The following is a 26,310-nucleotide window of genomic DNA, read 5'->3' as shown; positions in this document are numbered from 1 at the left end:
CCCGAGTCCGGTGACTTCCGTCGCCCGTCGGGCAGGCCGAAGTTACCCTATCGGCCGGGGCCGGACCCCAACTCCTCGATACCCGGCGGTAACCACCCGGGACCTGCCTAAAATTCGCTCTATGCCGAGTCACGGCGACGCTACGGGCACCCGGCTTCTGGTAGCGGAGGACCACCCCATGGTGGCCATGGCGTTGCAGTCTGCCTTCGAACTCGTCGACGACATCGAGGTGGTCGAAACGGCGGGCTCCCTCGAGACCGCGATCGCCGCCGCGGGCCGGCATCAACCGCACGTGATCCTGCTCGACCGGCGCATGCCCGACGGTGACGGCGTCGCCGCGATCCACCGGCTGCGCGAGGTGTCTCCGCAGGCCAGGGTGCTGGTCTTCACCGGAGACGCGAACCGGGAGGTGGCCGACCGGGTGCTCGCCGCCGGCGGCGCCGGACTGGTGCTGAAAACGGGTTTGTTCGACCACATTTTGGACGCCGTCCGGCGCGTCGCGGCCGGCCAGGACTGCTTCGACGTCGAGCTCGGATGACGCCGATCCGCACATGATCGAAGGCAGGTATCGCGATGAGGCAGGACAACGTGGCCACGGATCGGGTGAGCGGCAACGACGAACGACTGCGGCCCTTGCTGGACGGGCTCAAGGCGGTGCGCGACGGGGATTTCCGGCGGTCGCTGCCCGAAGTCGGGGACCCGCTGCTGGACGAGATCTCGGTCGTCTTCAACGGCATGGTGGATCAGCTCGCGGTGTTCACCACCGAGGTCACCCGCGTCGCCCGCGAGGTCGGCACCGAGGGCAAACTCGGTGGCCAGGCCTCGGTGCCCGGGGTTTCGGGGACCTGGAAGGACCTCACCGATTCGGTGAACGCGATGGCCGACAACCTCACCTCCCAGGTGCGTGATATCGCCGGTGTGTCCGCCGCCGTGGCGAAAGGCGATCTGTCCCAGAAGATCACGGTGGACGTCAAGGGCGAGCTGCTGGAGCTCAAGAACACCATCAACACGATGGTGGACCAGCTCTCCGCCTTCGCCGACGAGGTCACCCGCGTTGCCCGCGAGGTGGGCAGCGAAGGACGACTGGGCGGCCAGGCGAAGGTCCCCGAGGTCTCGGGCACCTGGCGCGACCTCACCGAATCGGTGAACATCATGGCGGGCAACCTCACCGCGCAGGTCCGCTCGATCGCGGAGGTGACCACGGCGGTCGCGAAAGGCGATCTCTCCCAGAAGATCACCGTGGACGCCCGCGGCGAGATCCTGGAACTGAAGTCGACGATCAACACGATGGTCGACACGTTGTCCTCGTTCGCGGACGAGGTCACCCGGGTGGCTCGCGAGGTCGGCACCGAAGGCCGCCTCGGCGGGCAGGCGCAGGTGCTGGGGGTTTCGGGCACGTGGAAGAGCCTCACCGAATCGGTGAACTTCATGGCCGACAACCTGACCGATCAGGTGCGTTCCATCGCCCAGGTCACAACCGCGGTCGCGAAAGGCGATCTGTCGCAGAAGATCCGGGTCGACGCGCGCGGGGAGATCCTGGAGCTGAAGGACACCATCAACACGATGGTCGACACTCTGTCCTCCTTCGCCGACGAAGTCACCCGCGTCGCCCGCGAAGTCGGCACCGAAGGCCGCCTCGGCGGGCAGGCCGACGTGAAGGGCGTATCCGGCACCTGGAAGGGCCTCACCGAATCGGTCAACGTCATGGCCGACAACCTGACCGATCAAGTGCGTTCCATCGCCCAGGTCGCCACCGCCGTCGCTCGTGGCGATCTGTCGCAGAAGATCCGGGTCGACGCGCGCGGGGAGATCCTGGAGCTGAAGGACACCATCAACACGATGGTCGACACTCTGTCCTCCTTCGCCGACGAAGTCACCCGCGTCGCCCGCGAGGTCGGCACGCAGGGACGGCTCGGCGGGCAAGCCGACGTGAAGGGCGTATCCGGCACCTGGAAGGGCCTCACCGAATCGGTCAACGTCATGGCCGACAACCTGACCGATCAAGTGCGTTCCATCGCCCAGGTCGCCACCGCCGTCGCGAAAGGCGACCTCTCCCAGAAGATCACCGTCGAGGCCAAGGGCGAGGTCGCCGCGCTCGCGCAGACCATCAACACCATGGTCGACACCCTGTCCTCCTTCGCCGACGAGGTCACCCGCGTCGCCCGCGAGGTCGGCACCGAAGGTCAACTCGGCGGCCAGGCACGCGTTCCCAATGTCGCGGGCACCTGGAAGAACCTCACCGACAACGTCAACTCGATGGCGGGCAACCTGACCAGCCAGGTCCGTTCCATCGCGCAGGTCACCACGGCGGTCGCCCGGGGTGACATGTCGCAGAAGATCGACGTCGACGCGCGCGGCGAGATCCTGGAACTCAAGACCACGATCAACACCATGGTCGACACCTTGTCCGCGTTCGCGGCCGAGGTCACCCGCGTGGCCCGCGAGGTCGGCAAGGAAGGACAGCTCGGCGGCCAGGCCGAGGTCGAGGGTGTGTCCGGCACCTGGAAGCGGTTGACGGAGAACGTGAACGAACTGGCCGGCAACCTGACCCGCCAGGTGCGCGCCATCGCGGAGGTGACCAGCGCGGTGGCCACCGGAGACCTCACCCGCTCCATCTCCGTGGAGGCGAAAGGCGAAGTCGCCGAGCTGAAGAACAACATCAACGCCATGGTGCAGTCGCTGCGCGAGACCACCCGGGCCAACGAGGAACAGGCCTGGCTCAACACCAATCTGGCCCGGATATCGGGCCGCCTGCAAGGCCACCGGGATCTCGGCGCGGTCGCCCAGCAGATCATGAACCAACTCACCCCGCTGGTCGGCGCGCAGTTCGGCACGTTCTTCTTCATGGAGACCGAGGGGGACCGGGTACAGCTGCGGTTGATCGCCGGGTACGGCCGCGCCGAATACGGCACCGCGTTCGATCTCGGTCAGTCGCTGGTCGGTCAGGTCGCGCTGACCAAGAAGACGATCGTGGTGGATCAGACTCCGCCGGGCTATGTCCGGATCTCCTCAGGTCTGGGTACCGCGCAGCCGGTCAACCTGATCGTGCTGCCGATCGTATTCGAGGACCAGGTGCTCGGCGTCATCGAACTGGCGTCGTTCAATCGGTTCACGCCGGTGCAACAGGACTTTCTCGAACAGCTGATGGAAAGCATCGGCGTGAACGTCAATACGATCATCGCCAACGCGCGCACCGACTCCCTGCTCGAGGAATCCCAGCGACTCGCCGGGGAGCTCCGGCAGTCGAACGCGGATCTCGAGGAGAAGGCCGAGCTGCTGGTCCGGCAGAACCGCGACATCGAGATGAAGAATTTCGAGATCGAGCAGGCCCGGCAGGAGATCGAGGAACGCGCACAGCAGCTCGCGCTCGCCTCGAAGTACAAGTCGGAGTTCCTCGCGAATATGTCGCACGAGCTGCGCACCCCGCTGACCAGCCTGCTCATCCTCGCCGGCGTGCTCGCCCAGAACGTGGGCCGGAACCTGAGCCCGAAACAGGTCGAGTTCGCGCAGGTGATCCAGTCCGCGGGCAAGGACCTCCAGCAGCTCATCGACGACATCCTCGATCTGTCGAAGGTCGAGGCCGGAAAGATGGACATTCGTACCGAACCTGTTCCGCTGCGGCAGTTGCTGGAGTACGTGCAGACCACGTTCCGGCCGCTCACCGTCCAGAAGGGACTCCAGTTCGAGATCACCGTCGAGCCGTCGGTGCCGGCACATCTCGACACCGACGAGCAACGACTGCGCCAGGTGCTGCGCAACTTACTGTCCAACGCGGTCAAATTCACCGACCAGGGCACCATCCGGCTCCGCACGCAGCTGGTCGGCGACCGTATCGCGTTCTCGGTCAGCGACACCGGAATCGGCATCGCCGACCAGAACCTGGACACCATCTTCGCCGCGTTCCAGCAGGCCGACGGCACCACCAGCCGGCGCTACGGCGGTTCCGGTCTCGGCCTGTCGATCAGCAGGCAGGTGGCGAACCTGCTCGGCGGCGAACTCCGGGCCGAGAGCGAGTTGGGCGCGGGCAGCACCTTCACGCTCTACCTGCCGGTGACGCCGCCGGCCGAACTCACCACCGACCTGCGGATCGCGCCGAAACCGACAGACCGTTCGGTGCTCGTCGTGGAAGATCCCGAGACCAGACCGCTGACCGCGCTGATCGGCGAGGTCATCGCGGGCACGACCGGGTCGGTCCAGATCGCCTCCGTCGGCACGCCGAACGAAGCCCTCGTCCTGCTGCCGGAATCGCCGCATCAGTGCGTCCTGCTGGACGCGAACCTGCCGGGCGTAGCGGCGGTGGAGTTCCTGCGGGCCTTGCGCGAAGGCACTGTGGCCCGCGGGATTCCGATCCTCGCGCATCCGGTCGGCGCCGCGGCGGTCGAGGAGGCGATCACCGAGGCGGAGGCCCGGGATTCGCATTTCGAACTGCTGGCCTCACCCGACGAGTTCCGCGACCGGTTCATCCTGCTCTTGACCCAATCACACCGGCTGGGGTTCGAGACACCGGCCAAACGATCGGGTCAGCCCGGCCTGAAAGGGCATCGGGTCCTGCTGATCGACGACGATCCGCGCAATGTGCTCGCGATCGCGGGGGTGCTGGAGATGAACGGCCTGTCGGTCGACCACGCGCCGAACGGCCGCAAGGGCATCGAAGCGCTGCAAGCACATCCGGACATCGAGGTGATCCTGATGGACGTGATGATGCCGGAGATGGACGGGCACGCCACCACCTCGGCGATCCGGAAGATGCCCCGTTTCGACAAGCTTCCGATCATCATGGTCACGGCCAAGGCCATGGCGGGCGATCGGGAGAAGAGCCTGGCCTCCGGCGCCAGCGATTACATCACCAAACCCGTTGACGCCAGCGAACTCCTGGACTGCATCGACCGCTGGCTGCACGCCGGCGGCTGAGCCGCGGCTCAGGCGTCCTCGGCCGGCGGCAGCGGGGCGGACCACCGCAGCACGGTGCCGCCCGCCGGGTTCCGGCCGACCGTGAGGCTGCCGCCCGCCCGTTCGGCACGGGCGGCCAGATCGACCAGCCCGCCACGGAATTCGACCTCGGCGCGGCCTGCGCCGTCGTCCTTGATCTCGACGACGACGTCGTCGTTCACGCGCAGACCGACCGACACCCAGGTCGCGGCCGCGTGCCGGACGACATTGCCCACCCCCTCGCGCAGCACCGTCTCGACATCATGCAGCAGCGGCGCGGCCAGCACCGAGACCGGGCCGGCCAGACGCACCGTCGTGTGCAGCCCGCTGTCGGCGGTCAGGCCGGCCACCAAATCGTGCAGCCGCCGCCGGAACCGGGGGGCGTCGGCGGTGGCCTTGCTCTGCAACTCGGAGATCGAGTGCCGGATGTCCCGGGTGACCGCCTCCACGTCTTTCAAGGTGACGGCCAACCGCTCGCGCACCTCGGGCGGCTGCGCCTGCCGGACCGCGCTCTGCAACGACAGACCGACCGCGAACAGCTGCTGGATGACGTGATCGTGCAGGTTGTGGGCGATCCGGGCGCGATCGGCGAGCACGTCGAACTCGCGCATCCGCTGCTGGGCGTCCGCGAGATGCAGTGCGAGCGCGGCCTGATCGGAGAAGGCCGACATCATCGACCGGGTCGCCGCGTCCAGGTGCGCCACCCCGGCGGGCCGCACCACCGCGAGCACGCCGATGACGACCTGCCCCGCCCGCAGCGGCAGGATCAGCGCCGCACCGAGTCCGGTCGGGGAGCCGAAGAGCGGGTCGCCTGCCAGCGGGCCGGTCGAGACGGCCAGGCCGTCCCGGAACGCCGTCCCCGAATAGGGGTCATAGATCGGAATCCTGCGGTCCGCCAAGGTTTCCGAATCGACGCCGGTGGCCGCCACCACCACCAGCTGGGTGACCTCGTCCGGGGCCAGGTCCGGATCCTCGGGCAGGGCCAGGAACGCGCGCGCCGAACCCGTCAGCGTCATCGCCCGGTCCGCGATCAGTTCGAGCACCGCGGCGGGCTCGGCGCCGCCCAGCAGCTGGGTGGCCACCTCGCTGGTCGCCTCCAGCCACCGCTGCCGGACCCGCGATTGGGCGTAGAGGCGAGCGTTCTCGATCGCGATGCCCGCGGCCGCCGCCAGCGCCTGCACGACGGCCTGGTCGTGCTCGGTGAACTCGTGCCCGCCGGCCTTCTCGGTGAGATACAGACTGCCGAGGACGACACCGCGCACCTTGACCGGAACACCGACGAAGGTGTGCATGGCCGGGTGGTGCGCGGGGAAGCCGGTCGAGGCCGGATGGGCCGAAAGGTCTTTCAGCCGAAGGGGTTCGGGCCGCTCGAGGTGCAGGCCGAGCACGCCGTGGCCACGCGGCAGCGCACCGACCATGACCCGGGTGCGGTCGTCGATCCCCTCGTAGACGAACTCGCCGAGCTGAGACCCGGCCGCGGTGTCCTCCCACACCCCGAGCGCCCCGTACCTGGACCCGACCAATTCGACGGCGGTGTGCACGATGGTGCGCAGCGTGTTGTCCAGGTCCAGCCCGGCGGTGATGACCAGCATCGCCTCGACCAGCGACGACTCGCCTTCGAAGGGAGACATGTCAGTCTTTCCGCACGGGCTTCTCCAGTTTCGCGGCGAATACCGCGGCCTGCGTACGCCGTTCGACCCCCAGCTTGCTCAGCAGGCGTGACACATAGTTCTTCACGGTCTTCTCCGACAGGAACATCCGGGCCGCGATCTCGCGATTGGTCAACCCGTCGCTGAGCAGCCCGAGCAGCGTTCGCTCCTGGTCGGTGAGGCTGGCCAGCGGCCCGTTCGCGCTCTTGGCCTCGGCCCGCAGTTTCGCCATGACGGCGGCGGCGGCCCGATTGTCCAGCAGGGAATCGCCCGCGCCCACCGTACGAATCGCGGCGATCAGCTCGAGGGTCCCGATGTCTTTGACGGCGTAGCCGCTGGCGCCGGCCAGGATGGCGTCGAGCATGGCCTCCTCGTCGGTGAACGAGGTCAGGATCAGGCAGCGCAGAGCAGGGAATTCGGACAGCAGCTCGCGGCACAGTTCGATACCGCTGCCGTCGGGTAGGCGCACATCCATGATCACCACGTCGGGGCGCAGCGCGGGAATGCGCGCCAAAGCCTGTGCGACGGTGCCCGCTTCGCCGATCACGTCCAGGTCCGCTTCGACGGTGATCAGATCATGCAGGCCACGCCGCACGATGGCGTGGTCGTCGACGAGAAACACGGTGATCATCGAATACGGCCCCTTTCCATCGTTTCAGCCTACGAAGCCGCCGACGCCGACGTGCCGTATTGGCACAGGACATCCGGCAGGACACCGCCCGAAGTCCCTACGGCGGTGCCCATCCGGCACCTGCCCGTCCTGCGGTCGAGGTGCGATCGTGGGCAGACGAGAGCGAAGGCGAGATGACCATGCACAACGCACTTCCCGACGGCGACATCGTCGGGACCGCGCTGTCGCTTGCGGCGCAAGCGGCTTCGGTGCATGGCGAGCAGCGGTGGCAGTGGCGGGTCGAGACCTCCGCGCTGCAGCTGTTTCTCGATCCGGCCAGGGCGGGTCCTCCGGTCGATGCCGAACAGCGGGCACTGCTGCTCGGCTGCGGACTCGCCGTGCATCACCTGTGCACCGCGTTCCGGGCGCGGGGCTGGTCGGCCATCGTGCACCGGCTGCCCGACCCGGCCGACCCGGACCATGTGGCGACGGTCGGGCTGGTGCGCCGCCGGGCCACCCCCCTGGACGCCGCGCTGTACCGGGCGATCACCCGGCGCACCGAGTGCGAATTCCGCCGGGCGCAGCCGATCCCGCCCGGATTCCTCGGGCTGGCCGACGAACGCGCGGCCACGCTGGGTGCGGCTGTGCGCCGGGTGCCGGGGCCGCCGCTGTCCGGCTACGCGGAAGTGCTGGCGATCGGCACCAGCTCCGATGACCGGGAGTCCAGATTGCGGGCGGGTGAGGCCCTCAGCGCGGTACTGCTGACCGCGGCCAACGTGGGGCTGACCGCCGGCCTGCTCAGCACGCCGCTGCGGGATGCGCGGGTGCGGAACCGGATCCGGCGCGAGGCCTTCGACGGCTGCGCGTACCCGCAGGCCGTTCTCGCGATCAGCTGAATGCCGGTGGGCATGGCCCCGGCGCCCAGGGGTGAGGGCCGTTCGGCACTGTCGACCGCCGGGCCGTGATGGTGACATGAGACAGCCGATTTCGAGATCAGGAGGGAAGTGGAGTCCGACATGGTGTTGATGGCCGAACCGCGCCGGCGGCAGCTCGATCCGAACCCGATAGTGGTGATGACGCAGGGCGTGGTCTCGGAAACGCAGATCGCGCGAGCCAGGCGCGGGATCGACCGGGTGCTGCAACGGCACCACATCGCGGCGCCGGCCCGAGTTCGCCTGACCGCACCGCGCGGCTCCGGCGCGCCGATGCTGGTGCAGGCGAATCTCCGCCTGCCCGGTGGACCCGTCCGGGTGCAGGTCACCGGGCCGATCGGGTTCGCGGTGACCTTCGCCATCGAACGGCTCGACCTGCAACTCGACAAGGTGGCGGCGGGCGGCACGTGGCCGAATCAGTGCCGTCCAGCGCTCACGCGGGTGACGGGCGCCCATCCGATCGTGCGCCGCAAGGAGTCGCGCTTACACAACATCACGGCGGCGAAAGCGACCGCGATACTGGAGGCGATGGACTACGACGCGCATCTCTATGTCGACGCCGAACTGAAGACCGACGCGATCGTCTACCGCGCGGGCGAAAATGCCTTGCAGGACACGGCGGCTCCGCCATCGATCCCCTGTCTGGACGAGTCCGCCGCCGCGGCCCGGCTCTGCGCCCTCGGCCTGCCGGTCCTCTACTTCACCGACCCCGCCTGCGGTCGCGGCAGGCTGCTGTACCGCCGCTACGACGGCGACCTCGCGATTGTTCTCGCACGCTAGGACCACCAGGCTCGGTAGAGGTCGCCCTGAGCCGACTGGGCATAGAGCTCCAGTTGGCGGTTTACCCGGTGCACGACCAGCGGGGTGCGTGCGGCAGCCGCGAACGGCTGTGGCTTGGCGACGATCGGGGTCCAGCCGCTCCAGCCACGATCGTCCGCCCAGGAGTTGCGTTGTACGACACCGTCGTTGGCGACGGTGAAGGCGTCGAGGTGCTTCGGGTAGGGGACGGCGGTGGCGATGTGGATCCCGGCCGGGACGCCGGCGCCGCGGGAAGCGGTGGGCTGTCCGGCCAATCCGAGGCCGGTCCATTGCGGCTCCTTACCCTCGGCGAACAGGCCGTCCCACACATTGCCGTCCGCGACGTTGGCCAGCACCCGGACCGTGCCGCCCTCGGTGGCGGTGGTGGTGAAGGTGCGTATCGACAATCCGTCGGGCGAGACCCTCGTCCAGCTCGGCGCTACCTGCCCCCGCACAATCGGTGTGCTCCACAGTGCACCGCCCGTATCCAAGGCGAACAAGAGCTTGTCGGTGAGGGCGATGTCGCCGTCCGTGCGCAGGGTGAATCCCTGCACCGCGAGCTGGTACCACGCTCCGGAATCGCCTGGACGCCAGTCGAAATCGGCGTACAGGTGGCCGTCTGCGCCCGCTGTCACGACCTCGATGCCATCGGCGGAATACCCGGTGGGCCCGGCGTAGAGGGTGCCCGGGGTCGCCAGGGGCACACTGGACCCGCCCTCGACCGAGACCGTCCGGGCTTGCCACGGCGTCCACCGCCCGCCGTCCAGATGCGCGAGATACAGTGCGCCCGAGTCCAATACGACGGCGACGAGCCGACCCGGCGCCCGGGATACGCCGCGCACCGTACAGGTGTCGGGGAAGCTGGGCCCGCTGCCCGGCACCTCGGCGGTCTCCGCCGGTTCCGACAAACACGCTTTGATCTTTCGATGCCGCAGCGGCCGATTGGGCTCCGCCACAAGCAGATCGATGTAATCGTAATACGCCTGCTGGTAGGGCGGACGAGTCGCTAGCGTCACCTGGCCGGAGACTGTGCTGTTGGGCATAGCCTCCCAGCTACGCCACCGATCGGTGCGAATCGAGAACGGCCGGATGCCGGTGCTGCGATGGTCCTCGTCGAAATCCATCCCGCCGTCGCTCAGCGCGCATTCCCGCAGCGTGTAGTCGCCCATCAGGGCCTTGACACTGAAACTCATATTCCAGTCCGCCTCGTCGTCGCCGTCGTCGACCGCGCGGTGTCGCAGCTCGATGGTGGAATCCGGTGCGGCCTGGGCCGATCCGCTGAAGAACACCCACTCCGCGTCGTGGCTGGTGTGGTCGTCGGCCGGACCGACCGCGATGACCTGATCTGTTGCGACAGCGCTACATCCGATCCGGACGGTGGCCGCGCCGACGGTCTTCTCGTCCATGTCCTCGTCGGTGGTGCGAACGTGAACCACCAGCGCCTTCACCTGATCCTGCTCGGTCTCCGAGGCCGTGAAGTCGTCGTCGCGCACCGGATGCCGATAATCGAAGTAGTCGTGCCGCAGCAGCTTCCCGTTGTACTCGATGACGTACCCGCGCTGCCCCCATTCCACGGTGCCGCCGCGCACGAACGGATTCTCGAAGCGCGGATACAGATCCATCGGCAAGGGCTTGTTCTGGAAAAACGCCTCGCGCTCTTCGTATTTCAGCGCCAGCACCTGGCTGCCGCCGCCCGGCACGGGCATGTGGTAGTTGACCTCCATGTCCTGGTTGTCGTCCAGGTATACGCGGGCGCTGCTGACGCGCTGCTTGAAGGTTTCGTAGTCGCCGTAGTCGGCCTTGGTGCCCACCTGCATGATCCAGATGTTCTTGGCCTCGACGTACCAGTCCTGATCCTTGAAATAGGTGGCCGCGATATCCCGGTCCGCCGCGTCGCCGACGGCGTTGTCGTAGACGCTCGGGCCTTCCTCGGTGTCCATCCAGGTGGGGCGCTGGTTGGAGAAGACGCCGATATAGGCCTCCGGCCGGTCCGCCGCCGGCACCCCCGGCACCGGATGCACATACTTGCCGAACACCCAGAAACCCTTGGGGCCGTAGTGGAATACGTCGAAGATCTCGAACAGCGGCGAATTCGCGTCCTGGTAGTTGGAGCAACGGACCTCGTCGGTCTGATCGAAACCGCGGCGCGGAAACCAGAAATGCGAGCCGCAGTCGGTCAGATTGTGCTGCACGTCGGTGAAGTCGTAGGCGACGATGGCCGCGTTCCCGCCCTGCGCCACCATCGGCAGCGCCCAGTAGCCGGTCAGCCAGCCGAGACCGTCGTGCTCGTTGCCGAGGGTGCTGCCGGTGACCGCCAGTTCGTTGCCGATCACCCCACCGGCCGCGCCCAGCACCGCCCCGGGCACGCCGCCGATCGCGAGGCCCGCGAGCCCGCCGACGAGGCCGGCGAGGAGCGGCGAGATGTCGAAGCCCTCGAAACCGGAGGTGCTGAAGACATTCACCGCGCCGTTGACGGTGGCCTGGCTGACATTGGACTGGACGTTCATCTGTCCCACCCGGAAACTCTGGATGCTGGACAGCATGATGTCGGGACTCTTGTAGGTCATGATGTTGGCGCGGGTGCGGGTCGAGCCTTCCAGGAACAGCGACAGCGAATCGGCGATGTCTTCCTTTTTCTCCCCTTCGAACAAGCCGTATACGGCCCCCGCCGGACCGGCGGCGATCGCGCCGACCGAGGCATCGCCGAGGCCCTCGATGACCGCCAGGAAACTGAGCAGGCCGCTCAGTTTCGAGAACACCTCGTTCTTCTCCAGGCCCCAGCGTTCGACTCGGGAGTAGGTGCCGGTGATCACCTGCTTGTTGAAGAACGCCGAGGTGCTCCACCAGAAGACGAAACTGTCGTCCTCGCGGCTGTAGCCGGGATGGGTGTTCTCGATCTCGGTGTTCACCTCGTCGATGAACTTGAAATGGTCGGCCAGCTTCTGCGCGTAGCCGGCGCGCAGCGAGTCGATTTCGTCGCTCTGCTGGGAGAAGACCAGACCGTACTTCGGGGCCTCGCCGAAGTCGATGGACACCCGGGACCGGTCGGTGAAACCGTGCGCAGGTGGGTGCACGGCTATCTCCTGCAATACCTCGGGCACCTGATAGGTGGAGGTGGCGAAGGCGGCGCCGATTTCGGAATCGCCATCGGCGAAAAGCCCCCGGGTCCCGAACATGATCTCGATGGCATCGCCCATCCCGTTGTCCACGCCACTGCACTTCGACTTGAATTGGCTGCGCCCGCCGACCGCGCCCATCGCGCCCTTGTGCAGATACCGGGCCACGTCGAACAGCAGCAGATCGGCCGCCAACGTGGCCTTGTCACGGACCTCCTCGTCGAGGGCGAAGTCGACGAGGTTCAGCAGCGACCACAGGTGCTCGCGGTAATAGCCGGAGGAATTGAATTCGGTCCAGCCGAACAGCAGTCGATGGTTGAGCCACTTCAGCACCCGCGCCTTGCCGCGGTCCCGGCGCTGCGCGCCGGTGAACACCCCGTCCCTGCTGCCGGGCTCGAGAAAGGGCGCGGCCGCCTGGAATTCGTCGTGCTCCCAGAGTTGACCGGCCAGATATTCCGAGGACGCGAACATGATGTAGTGATTCTCCGACCAGTACTCCATCTCGGTGTTGTAGATGTCGCCGCCGTAGCCGAGCTGGATGCGCGTCTCCTGTAGTGCGGTGATGGCGGCGATCGGATTGAGCTGGACGAGACGGCCACTGTCGAGCGTGTGGAACGGTTCGTCCAACCAGAACTTGTAGCCGCGAATGCCCTGGCGCAGTATTTCCTGCGCGATCGGCGAGAACGCCACCGCCGCACTGCCCGGCGCCTGCACGCTCTCCGCCATGATGATCCGCAGCCGCCGGCGCGCCGAATCCAGCCGCGCTGCCCGGTTTTCGGTGTTCGCCTCGGTGAAGTAGGTGCTGCCCGCGCGCGAGCCGAAGAACTCGTCGAACTCCGCGACCGGGAAACTGCGCTCGCGCCAGCGCTTGTGTTTCTCCAGCGGAATGTGCGCCGGCATGGTTCCGAACAAGTAGAGCATCCGGATCAACTGACACAGCCCCATATCGGAGTTCTCTTTGCTGACGTAGACCTCGGCCAGCGGGTAGTGCACCGCCAGGGACCAGTACCGCATCCGCCCCGAGAACGCCTCGGCGTCCACCGGGTCCGCGGCGGGCGGCACGGTCACCTTGGCGTTGAAGCGATGAGAAGGGCTGTCGGCGTACGGATTCGGGATCTTCCCCAGCTGCACCCCGACCTTCTCGAAGGCCTTGGGATCGGCCAGCGCCGCACGGACACCGGCGCGGTAGCGCTCCTCGTCCGCCGGATCGAAGGCCGGGAGCCGCTCGCCCACCGCGATTCTCAACTCCGCCTCGTACTCGGTCAGGAACCGCTCCAGATTCGCGAACCACGTCGCCGGGTTCACCGTGTCCAGGTCGGCCAGGCAGTACAGCTCACCGAGCAGCCACGGTTTCGCCGCCGCGGTGACCGCGCGACTGATCGCGACCCCCCGTCCGTCCTCGGTCGGTTTCCGCCGCCGGAATCCGGCGAGCAGCGACTTCTCCTGATCGGAGCCGAATCTGTCCTGCTCGAAGGCCGCGGCCAGCTCGGCCACTCGTTCGCGCAGCAGAAACGGCTCCTCGAAGTCGAGCCAGTTGCCCAGCGCGCCGATGAAATCGGTGTACTTCTCCCGGCGTTCCCGTTCCGCCTTGGTCCACACCGGCTGCTCGCTGTCGAGGTAGGTACGGGTCGCCGGCGCATCGGCGGGTGTGCCCGGTGGCGGCGCCGCCGCCGGAGCGCTGATCAGTTCGAGCAGCGCCGCGTCCACCGGATCGGCCGAGTCCGCCGGGACGGCCCGCAGCGATTGGAGGTTCAGCCGCCGCAGCTGGGTCTCGAAGAACCAGCTGCGGCGCCGCTCCAGCTCCGCGGGCAGGTCACTCATGATCGGCCCCAGCGGGCAGGCACGGTGTCACCCTGAACTCCGGCAGTTCGGCCTCCTCCTTCAGCATCACGAGCGTGGTCGGCAGCCGCACCTCCCATTCGGCGACGCAGACTTCCTCGTCCGGTTCGGCATTGCGGGCCTTGATCTCGGCGATGATCGTGACGTAGTTGTCGCTGAACATGTCCGGGATCTCCTCGCCCATCCACACGTCGCCGGTTTCGTGGAAGTGCGCCAGCGCCGCCTCGAATCCCGGGCGTACCGGGATAACCACCCGCGCCGCGCCGGCTTTCAGGAACGCCTCGAAATTCGGGTCGAGATCCTGGATCGAGACCAACTCGCCCCACTTCGCCTTCCGGCCCCAGAAGTACGGGTAGTAGACGAACATCAGATGTTCCCATTCGAAGGCTCGCTCGAAGAATGCGACCACGGCGCCCCACTGCTTGATATAGCGCGGGTCCGGTGGGAATTGGCCCGGTACCGGGGTCGGGTAGTACACCTGCCCGAAATGTTCGCTCATCAGCAGATGGATGAACGCCTTCTTCAGCTCCTGGCGCTCCATAGTGCTGTCATGCGCGAAGTTGTGCGCACTGGCCAGTTGCACCCGGACCGCCTGCTGGTAGCGCGTGAGCTGGTCCAGGAATTCGGTGCGCAGTCGTTCGTATCCGGCCACGATCTGGGCGTGCGTCTTGAGCTGCCATTGCGCGTAGGCGTGGTCGGTGCGGCGGCAGACCAACCCGACAGCGAACGCCGCCTGCATCGCGTACGGGAAGGTCCGCACGGTGACCGGGATATCGCCGGTCTGCTCTTTGAGTACAAAGGATTTGTTCAGGAATTCGATGCCGCCGGGCTCGGGGGTGTAGGTGAATCGCAGGAAGGTCTCCTCGCCGACGAAGAATTCGAGTTCCCGGTTCTCGGTCGGTTCATGATCCTTCGCGACCTGTATGTTGACCCGCTGGACGTAGCCGCCGACCGCCGCGTAGTCCGCGGGCACCTGCAGCGTGAAGTGGCCGAAGTACTGGTAGTACCGCTCTTCGCCGTAGGCGTCCTTCTTCTCGGTGACCTTGCCGAGATCGGTGTGCGCGACCACGGTCTTGAATTCTTCCGGTGGCGGCGTAACCGCCCCGCTGACACCGTATTTCGCCGCCCAGAAGGCGTAATTGCCGGCGTCGAGGTCGGTGGGCAGCAGCGGCGGTTCCAGCGGCCGGGTCAACTGATAGTTCTCCGGCTGGGCCGCCGACTTCAGCGACTCGATCAGGAACGAGGCGGGCTCGGGCAGCACCACGTCGTAGAGCAGGCGCTTGCCATAGTTGAAGACCTTCGTCTTGTACTTCTTGTCGACCCACTGATAGATGCCGCGGATCTGGCGCAGGCCATTGCTGTTGTCGAACTGGTGCAGCGCCTTTTCCGTATAAACCTTCTTCTCGCGTTGCACCCGCTGCTGGCGCACGGTGCGGGTCAGCTTGTTCACCGCGCGATCGGTCACGCTGCGCGCGTAATTGGTCTTGCTGTTCTCCACCAGACGGCCGTAACTCGACGTGGAGGTCTGATCGGAGGTGGCGCTGGACTGCTCGCCCGCCTCCTTCTGCGCCTCGCTGGAGAGTTCGTTGCGCTCGGTGGATTGCGTGTCGCGCTCGTCGGTCTGGGTGGTCTCGGTTTCGTCGGTGATCGTGAGTTCGGTGGTCTCCTCGCGCGTGGTGGTCCGGCTCATCAGCTCACCGGGCAGCACGTTCTCGATATGCGAGATCTCCGCGGGCACATAGCCGATCAGCTCCTGACGGACCACCTGCAGATCGCCGATGCCCACCGGGCGGGTGATGGCGTGGCTGAAATCCGGTACCGGCTGCTCGTCCTCGGCCGCCGGATTGTCCTGTACCGCGAAGATATTCATCCCGAGCCGGAAGGTGCGCAGGCGGGCGGGCTCCCGGGACTCGGTCTCGCGCGCCACCTCCAGCCAGCGCCGCTTCACGACATCGACGATGTCGGTCAGGGACGCGGCTCCGGGATCGCCCAGTTGCTCCCGAAGACGTTCCTGGACAACCGGATCCAGGTCGGCGAGCACCTCCGGCGCGAGGCCGATCGCGGAGGGTGCGGCTTCGGCGCGCCCCGGCGCCGGGGTTTGCCGCGCCTCGGGAGCAGCGCTCGCGCTGACGGTGAACCGACTCGGCCGGGTCGCCATCAGAGTGTCGTAGGCTTGACGATAGATCTGCCCTTCGGCCACGAGAAGCTCGCGGGGCGAGGGACTTCCGCCCGTCGGCTCGGTGCGCTCACCCGGCGAGGTGACCTTCGGCGGCATATAGAGCTGCGGCACGTGCAACGGCCGATCGAGCAGCGAGCGAATCCGGCGGGCCGACAAGGGTTCCGCCCGCCCGGCCACGAAATCATCGATGAACCCGATGACCTGGCGCATCGAGGTGACCGACGGACCATCGGCCAGATCGAACCTGGTGGTGATCTTGACCGCGAGCGGAATGTCGCTCGACGCGTTGCGCTCGTCCTCGTACTCCTCGCTCGCCGCCAGGGTGCGGGCATCGACGACCCCGAAGACACTCTTGACCGCCTCGTTCACCTTCAGCGCGGTGACCGGATCGCCGATCGCGAGCAGTTTCTCCCGCAGGGCGAGGTACTTGCGCATCCGGCCCAGGCCCCCGACGGCGAAGCCGTTGCTCTGGGGTCGCGGATCCAGGAAGTTCAGCGCGAAGGCCCGGACGCGGTCGTATTCCGCGGGCGGCGGCCCGAGGATCAGGTCGCGCAGATCGACCTGGAACGCCGACTGTGAAGTGACATCGATGGTGGCTTCGTCCCCCGGGACGACAAAAGCTTGCTGGATGAAGCGAAAGAGCTCAGTCATGTCGAAACCTCCCGAAGTCGGGTTATCGGCGGGTGCGATGAGCCGAAGCTCGAGCCTCGAGAATGCGGCCGATCCCCGGCCGCGCGATAGATGCCGGTCGGCTCAGCGAACCGTGCCACCACCTGCCGTCCTGAGGTGACCAGCTCTTTGCAACGTTCGAACGATCTTTGAGATCAGATGACGACTGCGGGCCGGCGACCAACCTCTGGGAATCGGCTTGCACTTGCAGCGATCTTTACGGCATCTTTATGGGCGGTGTGCCGGGAAGTCTGGTCGGCAGCATAGTCCGAAATATCGGCTGTGCTCGATTGTCGACGGGCGGGGATCATGGCGCTGGTATTGGCTTTTGGGGTAGTGCTGCTGGTCAGCGTCTCGCTGTCCGGTGTGGCGGCCCGGACTGTGTTGTCGACGGCACTGCTGTTCTTACTGGCCGGGGCCCTGATCGGCGACGGTGGACTCGGCCTGGTCAGCATCGCACCGTCGGATCCGCTGGTGGTGATGCTCGCCGACATCGCCTTGTTCACAGTCCTTTTCACTGATGGCCAGCGCGCCAATGTGCGCGCCCTGCGCGACGGCTGGCAACTCTCGGGTCGCGCGCTGGGCATCGCCATGCCGATCACCATGGTGCTGATCGCCGTCCCGGCCCACTTCCTGGCCGGATTGGACTGGCCGACCGCCCTGCTCGTCGGCGCGATCCTCTCCCCCACCGACCCGGTGTTCGCCGCGGCCATCGTCGGGCGCAGCGACATCCCGTTGCGGCTGCGCCGTTTGCTCAATGTCGAGTCCGGACTCAATGACGGCCTGGCGCTGCCGTTCGTCCTGATCTTCCTGGCGACCGCGCAGCACAAGGATTCCGGGATCGGCACCATCGCCTGGGAATTGGCGCTCGGGCTGATTCTCGGCATCGTGGTCCCGGCGCTCGTCGTCCTGGCCTGGCGCACCCGGATCCTCACCGTCGAGCCGCGCCTGCAAGCGCTGGGGCCGCTGGCCATCGCGGTATCCCTGTACGGCGCATGCCATCTCACCCACGCCAATCCGTACCTGGCCGCGTTCGCCGCCGGATCGACGCTGGCCACCCTCGACAAGGTCGCCGCCGAACAGTACGAACCGTTCGGTGAACTGCTCTCCGAGATCACCAAATTCGCCGCCCTGCTGGTGTTCGGCGCGCTGATCACCCCGGAACGCCTCGGCGAACTCGGCGCGGGAGCCTGGGTCGTCGCGCTGCTGGCGATCCTCCTGGTCCGCCCGGCCGCCATGATGCTTTCGCTGATGCGCACCCCGCTGACCACCGCCGAACGCGCCACCGCCGCCTGGTTCGGCCCCAAGGGCTTCGCCTCGGTGGTGTACGGCCTGCTGGTGCTGCAATCCGGAATCCCGGAGGCCGACAACATCTTCGACCTCGTCGCCGTCACCATCGCCCTGTCGATCATCCTGCACTCCTCCACCGACGTCCCGGTCGCGAAAGCACTGCGGGTGGAACCACCGGACAACCTGCCCACGGGAGCGCCGGAGGCCAAGATCAGCCCGGCAGACCCGCAGACCCGGCAATCGGCAATGGACTGAATGTGCCTGGGCTCTTCGGCCTCTGCCTCGGCGCCGCGGCGCTGTTCTCGATCATGCAGTCGGTCAACGTGTTCGCCTACTCGCTCGGCTATGGCGAGAGCATGCCGGTCGAAGTCACCAAAGGCTCGTCTGGTTCGAGCTTCGGCCGCGGCAGCGAGCCCGGCGAAGGGCGGGTCGCCGGTGCCGGCCGAGGTCACCGGATGCTGCTCGAGGGCGGCGCCCGCACCGTTTCCGTCGCGGAACTTCGCCGCCGGGCGGGGCGGCGGCAGCCGGGCACATCGCGTACTTCGTTGGAATGAACCATAATTCGAGTTGCAAATCCACGATATTTACGGCATCCTTACGAGTAGGAGCGCCGGGAAGTCTGGTCGGCAGAACCTGACTCAATTGGGTCGGGGGTTGGCCCGATGAGGGAGTTCACGGTGTTTGTTCAGGGGCGTTTTTTCTGCGGTCGCAGGGTCGAGCACAATAGTTCGCGCGGTGAGATTCGTTGGCGCCATTCCGGTTTCGGGATGCGGCTAACGCCTTCACCGCGGCATGGGTGAGTTCGTTGCCACCACGCTGAGTTTCCCCACCGCGCTTTTCACTTTCGCACTGATCGTCGTCTTCGGGTACTGGCTGCTCGTTCTTGCCGGGTATGCGCAGAGTGATCAGTTCGATCATTGGAACGACGCCGAATCCGACGGCATCACAATTCGTTTCGAAGCGCTCGGGCTCGGCGGCGTCCCGGTGACCGTAGCGTTGACCGGGGTGATCGCGCTGGCGTGGTTCTGCACCCTCGGTGGCGCTACCGCGTTGGCGGCCAGCGGAATCGGTGGCTACGCCGAATTCTTCCTCACCGTCCTCACGCCGGCAGCGGCGCTGGTGGCAGCCGTGGCGGGGACTCGGGTGCTGGTACTTCCGCTGCGCCGGTTGTTCCGTACCGCCGCCGCGCCATCGCACACTGATTTCGTCGGGCGGATCTGCGTAATCCGCACCGGCCGGGTCGATTCCGAATTCGGCCAAGCCGAACTAGTTTCCGCCGACGGTTCGTCGGCGATCATCCAGGTCCGGCAGAGCACCGAGCACGCCGTGACCACGCCTCTGACGCAGGGGAATTCCGCAGTCGTCTACGACTACGACCAAGCCACCGAAACATTCTGGGTGGCTTCATTGGAGGGGATCTGATGTCTACCATCGCTATCGGACTCGGCGTACTTATCGCCCTCGTCCTGCTTGTCGCGCTCGCCGGCGTGTTCCTGGTCGGCCGCCTGTTCCGAAAAGTGAGCCAGGGCCGGGCGCTGATCATTTCGAAAATTCGACAGGTGGATGTCACCTTCACCGGCGCGGTGGTGCTGCCGGTCCTGCACAAAGCCGAATACATGGACATTTCGGTGAAGACCATCGAGGTCGCCCGGCTCGGCCGGGACGGGCTGATCTGTCAAGACAATATCCGCGCCGATATCCGGATCACGTTCTTCGTGCGAGTCAACAAAACCGTCGAGGACGTGATCAAGGTGGCGCAGGCCATCGGCACCGAACGCGCCAGCGATCAGGCGACCTTGCAAGATCTGTTCAGCGCGAAGTTCTCCGAGGCGCTGAAAACCGTTGGCAAACATCTGGATTTCGTCGATCTCTACACCAAGCGCGACGAATTCCGGGACCGGATCATCGCGGTGATCGGCACCGACCTCAATGGCTACAGCCTCGAGGACGCGGCGATCGACTACCTCGAGCAGACCCCGCTGATGCAGCTGGACTCGCAGAACATCCTGGACGCGCAGGGTATTCGCAAGATCACCGAGCTCACCGCGATCGAGCACGTGCGCACCAACGAGTTCCGCCGCCGGGAAGAGAAGGAGATCACCCGCCAGAACGTCGAAGCCCGGGAGGCGGTGCTGGAACTGGAACGCCAGCAGGCCGACGCGGAGAACCGGCAGCGGCGTGAGGTCGAAACCTTGCGTGCGCGTGAGGAAGCCGAAATCGCGCTGGTACAGGCCGAGCAGCGCCTCAAGGCGGAGACCGCCGTGCTGCGCACCGAGGAAGCGCTCGGCATCCAGGACCGCAACAAGGACCGGGAGATCGCGGTCGCGGAGAAGAATCGGGAGCGGGTCATCGCGATCGAATCCGAACGCATCGAGAAGGACCGGCTGCTGGAGGTGACCGCCCGCGACCGCGAGGTGGAGCTGGCCCGCATGGCCGCCGAACGCGAGGTGGAGACCGAGCGGCGCACGGTCGCGGAGGTGGTGCGCGAGCGGGTCGCGGTCGACAAGACCGTCGCCGAGCAGGAGGAGCAGATCAACCGGCTGCGGGCGGTCGAGGCGGCCGAGCGGCAGCGCCAGGCGATCATCATTCGCGCCGAAGCCGAAGCCCAGGAACACCTGGTCAAGGACATCAAGGCGGCCGAGGCCGCCGAGGCGGCGTCGAAGTTCCGGGCCAAGGAGGCGCTGACGCTGGCCGAGTCCGAACAGCAGGCGTCGGATCTACGGGCGCGGGCCAAGATTCGGCTCGCCGAGGCCGTGCAGGCGGAGGCGGCGGCTCCGGGGCTCGGGCAGGCACAGGTGCGCGAACGCGAGGCCGATGCCATCGAGAAGGTCGGCCGGGCCGAAGCCACCGCGCTGCGGGAGAAGACACTGGCCGAAGCCGAGGGGCTGCGCGAGAAGCTCAAGGGCGAGGCCGCGGGCCTGCAGGACAAGGCGGCGGCGATGGCGGCACTCGACGACGCCACCCGTCAGCACGAGGAGTACCGGCTGCGGTTGGAACTGAACAAGGAGGTGGAGCTGGCCAAGATCGACGCGCATCGCGAGGTCGCGCACGCGCAGGCGGAGGTGCTGGCAGCGGGACTGCGGCAGGCGAACATCGACATCGTTGGAGGGGAGTCGATGTTCCTGGACCGCCTGGTCGGCTCGATCGGGCTCGGCAAAGGCATGGACAAGCTGCTGCACTCCGACACCGGCGCGGCCGCGACGGCGTTGGTGGGTTCGCTGCTCGTACGCAATGGGCACGACACGACGGGTGAGGCCGCCGGCGACGTCACCCTGAGCAAATGAGCGCCGCCACGGCGCGGCACACCGAGGCCACGGACGGGGCGGCCGAGTCCGCACCGTCCGTAGATACCGCCCTCGACGGCGGCACCTACGACGTGCTGCGCGCCCGGCTGCGCACCCAGGCGGCCGAATTGACCCGGCGCTGCGAACAACTCAACGACCGCCGCATCGAGGGGTTCGGCGGTACCGAGTTGACTCTGTTGGGCACCGAGCGGATCCGCACCGAACACAACTGTGTACCCCGCGACATCGCCGGGCTCCCGGACGGCCGAATGATGTTCGGATACAACGTCTTCCTCGGCATGAAACCGGAGACCGCGGTCGAGGATGTGTTCGCGGTACACCGGTTCCACCGCGACGGTGCGCGATTCTCGTTCGAAACAGCCGATCCGGCAGCGCTTCTGGACGCCGACCAGTTCTGCCGCGACTTCGCCGAGCTGTATCGCTACTACAGCCAAACTCGGCTGCTGCAGTTGCGGCGGGTGGAAGGCAGACTGCTGGCGGTCTTCCAGACCGGTCAGCGCACCGACGACATCAAGGTACTGCGCTGGCGGACCGGTCCCGACGGGACGGTGGCCTACCAGGACAATCGCGGCGAGCGGGATCACGTGTTCCCACCCGCCCACGAATTCGACTGGACCGAATCCACCCGCGAAGACCAGGTCCTCGGCCGCCACCCGCATCTGTCGATCCTCGGGGAGGTGTTCGTCGAGACGCTGGGCGGCACCCTCACCATCAAGATCGAGAACAACACCGAGACCGGTGCGGGCATCTACGCCGAACCGGTCGCCGAACCGCTGCAGAGTCTCGCCGACGCGGACGTGCACTATGTCCGGGTGGGTGCGCTGATCCTGCTGCGCATCCGCCCGTACAACGAAACCGACTGGCGGTACCTGGTTTTCAATACGAAAACCAAAACGGTGGTGCGACTGGACGGAATCGGCCTGTCGTGCCGGCTGCTGCCCGAAGACCAGGGCATCATCTTTCCCGGCGGCTACTACCTGAGCACCGGCGTGCACAAGACCTTCGACACCGCCGTCGCCGATCTGGAGTACGAACGCACCGTCCGCGCGACCAACGGCGAGGATGTGCTGTATGTGTTCCACGCCCGCGCCGAGGGCCGCACCCTGCTGCTGCCCTACAACGTGATCCGCAAACAGGTAGCCAATCCCATTACCTGCCACGGCTATTCACTGTTCGACGACGGCACGATGGTGGTGTTCCGGTCCCTGTCCGACGAACCGGCGCGCGTGCATCCGATGCAGGTGTGGCAGACACCGTTCGTCTCCGACCTGCACGCCGCCCGCCAACCGGCCGAGACCGGGCCGCTGGCCCGCGTCGGCAACGCCGAGCTCGTGCGCGGGATCTCCGACTGCCTGTCGGTGGCCCGCATGGTCGACGACATGGCTCCGGCGACACCGGTTTTCGAGGCGATGATCGCGGCCTGCACGCGCGCGGCCGACCACCACCATTGGCTCGCCGACCCCGAACTGGAGGCGCTGGCCGAACCCTTGGCCGCCCTGCGCGAGAGCACCGAGCAGGTCCTGGCGGAGTTCGAGAAGGTCGCCGCCCGCACCGCGCAGGCCGCGACGGCACTGGACGAAGCCGCGCGGCAGGTGGACGCGCTGGTCCGCGCCAGCCGGTCGGCCGCCCACAGCACCGCCGACGGCTGGGTGCACAACCTCGCCGAACTACACCAGGCTCGAGGCCATCTCGCGTCGCTACGGGAGCTGCGCTACGCCGACGCCGACCGCCTCGGACAGCTCACCACGACGCTGGACGGCGCAGTCACCGAAACCGGCCGCCGCGCTGTTCGATTCCTCGGCGGCACCGATGCGTTCGCCGGATACCGAGCGGAAATCGACGCCGCGACCGAGCGGGCCGGACAGCTCACCACGGTGGCCGGGGCCGATCCGATCCGGCAGTGGCTGGCCGAGCAGACCGAGGGCCTGCACACCGTGACCGAGGTGGTCGCGACTCTCGACATCGCGGACGCGACCGAGCGGACCCGCATCTTGGCGCAGATCAGCACGGTCCTCGGCGGGGTGAACCGGGCTCGGGCCATTCTGGAGACCCGGCGCACCGAACTCGCCGCCGCCGAGGGCCGCGCCGAGTTCGCCGCCGAGTTCGGGTTGCTCGGGCAGGCGATCCCCGGGGCGCTCGCGGCGGCGACCACTCCGGACGCCTGCGATGAGCAGCTGGCGAAACTGCTACTGGCAGTGGAGAATCTGGAAACGCGATTCGGTGAGTTCGACGACTACACCGAACAGCTGGCCGGGACGCGCGAGGACGTCTATGAAGCGTTCGCCACCCGCAAGCAAGCCTTGCTCGACGAGCGTTCCCGGCGAGCCGACCGGCTGACGGAGTCGACGCGGCGCATCCTGTCCAGTGTGCAACACCGGTGTACGGCGTTGGCGTCGCTGGACGAGGTGAACACCTACTTCGCCACGGACCCCCTGGTGAAGCGGTTGCGCAAAGCCGTGGCGGAGCTGCGCGCGCTGGGCGAGGTGGTGCGCGCCGAGGAACTCGACGGCCGGATCACCGCCGCGCGCCAGGAGGCCGGGCGCGCGCTGCGGGATCGGCTCGATCTGTATGCCGACGACGGCGAGACGATTCGGCTGGGCCGGCATCTGTTCGCGGTCAACACCCAGAACGTCGATCTTGCCTTGGTGCCGCACGACGATTCGATCGACTACGTGATCACCGGGACCGACTACCGAATGCCACTGCGGGACAGTGATTTCGCGGACACCGCGCCGTACTGGTCACAACGGCTGGCGTCGGAGACCACCGAGGTGTACCGCGCCGAACATCTCGCCATGTCCATCCTGGCCGCCGCGGAATCCGCGGGCACGCTGCCCGCGCTGCACCAGGCGGTCACCGACGGCGCACTCGCCACGATCATCACCCGCAGCGCCGAACAGCGCTACGACGAAGGATATGAGCGCGGCGTGCACGACCACGACGCCACCGCCATCCTGACCGCCGCGCTGCGCGTGCACGCCGGGGCGGGACTGCTGCGCTTCCCGCCCGCCGAACGCGCGGCCGCCCAACTGTGGTGGCAGTTCGGCACGGCGGACGCCGCACAACAGTGGGGCACCCGGATCACCGCGCTGGCCCGAGTACGAGCCATGTTCGGCGGCTCCGCCGCGATCGATCAGTTGCGCACCGAAATCGCCACTGGCATCGGCGAATACACCGCCGAATTCGGCCTGGCCGAGATCGATCACACCGTGGCCGCGGCATACCTGTTCGAGGAGATCGCCGGGGAGCCCGCGGGATTCGCCACCAGCACCGTCGCACGCACACTGGTTGACCGTTTCCACCGCGCGTTGCGCACCGCGCGCTCCGAGTACGAACGCGACCTGAAGATCCTCGACAGTCAACTGATCCTGCGCCATCAGCTGATCTCAGCGTGGCTGACCGCGTTCCTCGAGCAGGTCGGCGAGCTCGATGCCTATCGCCCGGTGCTGCCCGAGGCGGTGGCGATCGAACTGTGCGGCCCCGCGCTCCCCCGGCACGACTCGTCGGCCGAACTGTCCGCCACCGTGCCCGGCCTGCTCGGCGTCCACCCCCGAATCACCCACCGGGAGCTGACATTCCGGCTCGATGAACTCGCAGCCCGCTGTCACCGTTTCCGCAGCGAGCGGGTGCCCGGTTTCCGGGCCTACCTGCATCGCCGCAACGAACTCCTCGCCACTGAACGACACCGCCTGCGGTTGGCCGAGTTCCAGCCGACGGTGCCGAACGGATTCGTGCGCAACCGGCTGCTCGACGAGGTGTATCTGCCGCTGATCGGCGACAACCTGGCCAAGCAGCTCGGCGCGACCGGCGCCGCGAAACGCATCGACCAGTCCGGTCTGCTGCTGCTGATCTCCCCGCCGGGCTATGGCAAGACCACGCTGGTGGAGTACGTGGCCGCCCGCCTGGGCCTGGTGCTGGTCAAGGTGAACGGACCTGCCCTCGGCCACGGAGTGCGCTCGCTCGACCCGCGGCAAGCCCCCGACGCCACCGCCCGCCAGGAAGTCGAGAAGATCAACTTCGCACTCGAGTTGGGCAACAACGTCCTGCTCTACCTCGACGATATCCAGCACACCTCCCCCGAACTGTTGCAGAAGTTCATCTCGCTCTGCGATGGTCAGCGCCGGATCGAGGGTGTCCGGGAGAACCGTTCCCGCACTTACGATCTACGCGGCAAACGCTTCGCGGTCTGCATGGCCGGTAACCCGTACACCGAGCAGGGCAGGCGGTTCCGCATCCCCGACATGCTCGCCAACCGCGCCGACGTCTGGAACCTGGGCGATGTCCTGTCCGGCCGCGAGGAGCTGTTCGCGCTGAGCTACCTGGAGAACGCGCTCACCGCGAATCCGGTGCTCGCCCCGCTGTCTTCGCGTGATCGTGCCGATCTCGAACTGCTGATACGCCTGGCCCGGGGCGACGAGACCGCTCGCACCGACCAACTCCGGCACCCGTATTCGGCGGCGGAGCTGTCCGACCTGCGCTCGGTGCTGGGCAAGATGCTGCGGGTCCAGCAGGTGGTCCTGACCGTCAACCAGGCCTACATCGCGTCCGCGGCCACCGCCGACGCCGGCCGCACCGAACCGCCGTTCCAACTACAAGGCTCCTACCGCAACATGAACGCCCTGACCGAACGCATCATCCCGGTCATGGACGACGAGGAACTGGAGGCCCTGATCGACGACCACTACACCGGCGAAGCCCAAACCCTCGCCGGTGGCGCGGAGGCTAACCTGCTCAAACTCGCCGAGCTCCGCGACCGCCTCACCCCGGCCCAGGCCGAACGCTGGACGGCCGTCAAATCCGCCTACCTGCGCGATCAGGCCCTCGGCGGCGGCACGGACGACCCGCTGGCGCGCGCGATCGGCGGCCTGAGTCTGCTCGCCGACCGCATCGGCGCGATCGAATCGGCTATCCGTGCCCTCCACGCCGGCCCGCCCACCGGAAACCATGCCGCCCACGACAACTCATCGCTCCCGGCGCGGTGGTCATTGTGAGCG

The 26,310-nt window shown here is 67.1% G+C and carries 13 protein-coding genes; 9 read left to right on the top strand and 4 right to left on the bottom strand.

Going from position 1 to position 26,310, the window contains the following annotated elements; genetic code table 11:
* The first annotated feature begins 121 nt into the window (after positions 1-121).
* Positions 122-538: a response regulator transcription factor gene (locus tag AB0M14_RS15975; RefSeq protein WP_364994743.1), complete on the top strand. Its 417-nt coding sequence runs from the start codon at positions 122-124 to the stop codon at positions 536-538.
* 35 nt (positions 539-573) lie between these two features.
* The gene (locus AB0M14_RS15970) at positions 574-4,911 is read left to right on the top strand and encodes a HAMP domain-containing protein (protein WP_364994740.1); all 4,338 of its coding nucleotides are present in this window, start codon (positions 574-576) and stop codon (positions 4,909-4,911) included.
* A gap of 8 nt (positions 4,912-4,919) precedes the next feature.
* On the opposite strand, the gene AB0M14_RS15965 is transcribed toward AB0M14_RS15970, so the two are convergent.
* Complete coding sequence (locus tag AB0M14_RS15965) at positions 4,920-6,560, bottom strand: GAF domain-containing protein (RefSeq protein ID WP_364994738.1); 1,641 nt, start codon at positions 6,558-6,560, stop codon at positions 4,920-4,922.
* A 1-nt stretch (position 6,561) separates the two neighbouring features.
* Positions 6,562-7,209 (bottom strand): response regulator transcription factor, encoded by a 648-nt coding sequence (locus AB0M14_RS15960; RefSeq protein ID WP_364994735.1) that lies wholly within the window; start codon positions 7,207-7,209, stop codon positions 6,562-6,564.
* Between the two features lie 179 nt (positions 7,210-7,388).
* Here AB0M14_RS15960 and AB0M14_RS15955 point away from each other — a divergent pair, with 179 nt between their 5' ends.
* Entirely contained in the window at positions 7,389-8,084 is a 696-nt protein-coding gene (locus AB0M14_RS15955; RefSeq protein ID WP_364994732.1) for a hypothetical protein, read from the top strand.
* Positions 8,085-8,204: 120 nt separating this feature from the next.
* A complete protein-coding gene (locus AB0M14_RS15950) occupies positions 8,205-8,900 on the top strand; it encodes a hypothetical protein (RefSeq protein ID WP_364994730.1) in 696 nt (231 codons plus the stop codon).
* On the opposite strand, the gene AB0M14_RS15945 is transcribed toward AB0M14_RS15950, so the two are convergent.
* Both AB0M14_RS15945 and AB0M14_RS15940 read right to left on the bottom strand, forming a co-directional pair.
* Positions 8,897-13,855, bottom strand: a complete 4,959-nt coding sequence (locus AB0M14_RS15945; RefSeq protein ID WP_364994727.1) for a hypothetical protein — start codon at positions 13,853-13,855, stop codon at positions 8,897-8,899. The two genes, AB0M14_RS15950 and AB0M14_RS15945, sit on opposite strands and share 4 nt — an antisense overlap.
* On the bottom strand, positions 13,848-16,703 hold the full coding sequence (locus AB0M14_RS15940; protein WP_364994724.1) for a hypothetical protein: 2,856 nt from the start codon (positions 16,701-16,703) through the stop codon (positions 13,848-13,850). The genes AB0M14_RS15945 and AB0M14_RS15940 overlap by 8 nt, the downstream gene beginning before the upstream one ends.
* A 327-nt stretch (positions 16,704-17,030) precedes the next feature.
* Between AB0M14_RS15940 and AB0M14_RS15935 the strand changes: the two genes are divergently transcribed.
* The 5 genes from AB0M14_RS15935 (at position 17,031) to AB0M14_RS15915 (ending at position 26,307) form a co-directional block, all read left to right on the top strand.
* Positions 17,031-18,266, top strand: coding sequence for a cation:proton antiporter (locus AB0M14_RS15935; protein WP_364994721.1), 1,236 nt, complete (start codon positions 17,031-17,033; stop codon positions 18,264-18,266).
* A 2-nt stretch (positions 18,267-18,268) separates the two neighbouring features.
* Entirely contained in the window at positions 18,269-18,565 is a 297-nt protein-coding gene (locus tag AB0M14_RS15930) for a hypothetical protein (protein WP_364994718.1), read from the top strand.
* Between the two features lie 238 nt (positions 18,566-18,803).
* Positions 18,804-19,433: a hypothetical protein gene (locus AB0M14_RS15925; protein ID WP_364994715.1), complete on the top strand. Its 630-nt coding sequence runs from the start codon at positions 18,804-18,806 to the stop codon at positions 19,431-19,433.
* Positions 19,433-21,295 (top strand): flotillin family protein, encoded by a 1,863-nt coding sequence (locus tag AB0M14_RS15920; RefSeq protein ID WP_364994712.1) that lies wholly within the window; start codon positions 19,433-19,435, stop codon positions 21,293-21,295. Before AB0M14_RS15925 ends, AB0M14_RS15920 begins: the two co-directional genes overlap by 1 nt.
* A complete protein-coding gene (locus AB0M14_RS15915; RefSeq protein ID WP_364994709.1) occupies positions 21,292-26,307 on the top strand; it encodes a DNA repair ATPase in 5,016 nt (1,671 codons plus the stop codon). Before AB0M14_RS15920 ends, AB0M14_RS15915 begins: the two co-directional genes overlap by 4 nt.
* The last annotated feature ends 3 nt before the right edge of the window (positions 26,308-26,310 follow it).

Source organism: Nocardia sp. NPDC051832 (assembly GCF_040681285.1).
GTDB lineage: Bacteria > Actinomycetota > Actinomycetes > Mycobacteriales > Mycobacteriaceae > Nocardia.
This window is presented reverse-complemented; position numbering and strand designations above follow the sequence as displayed.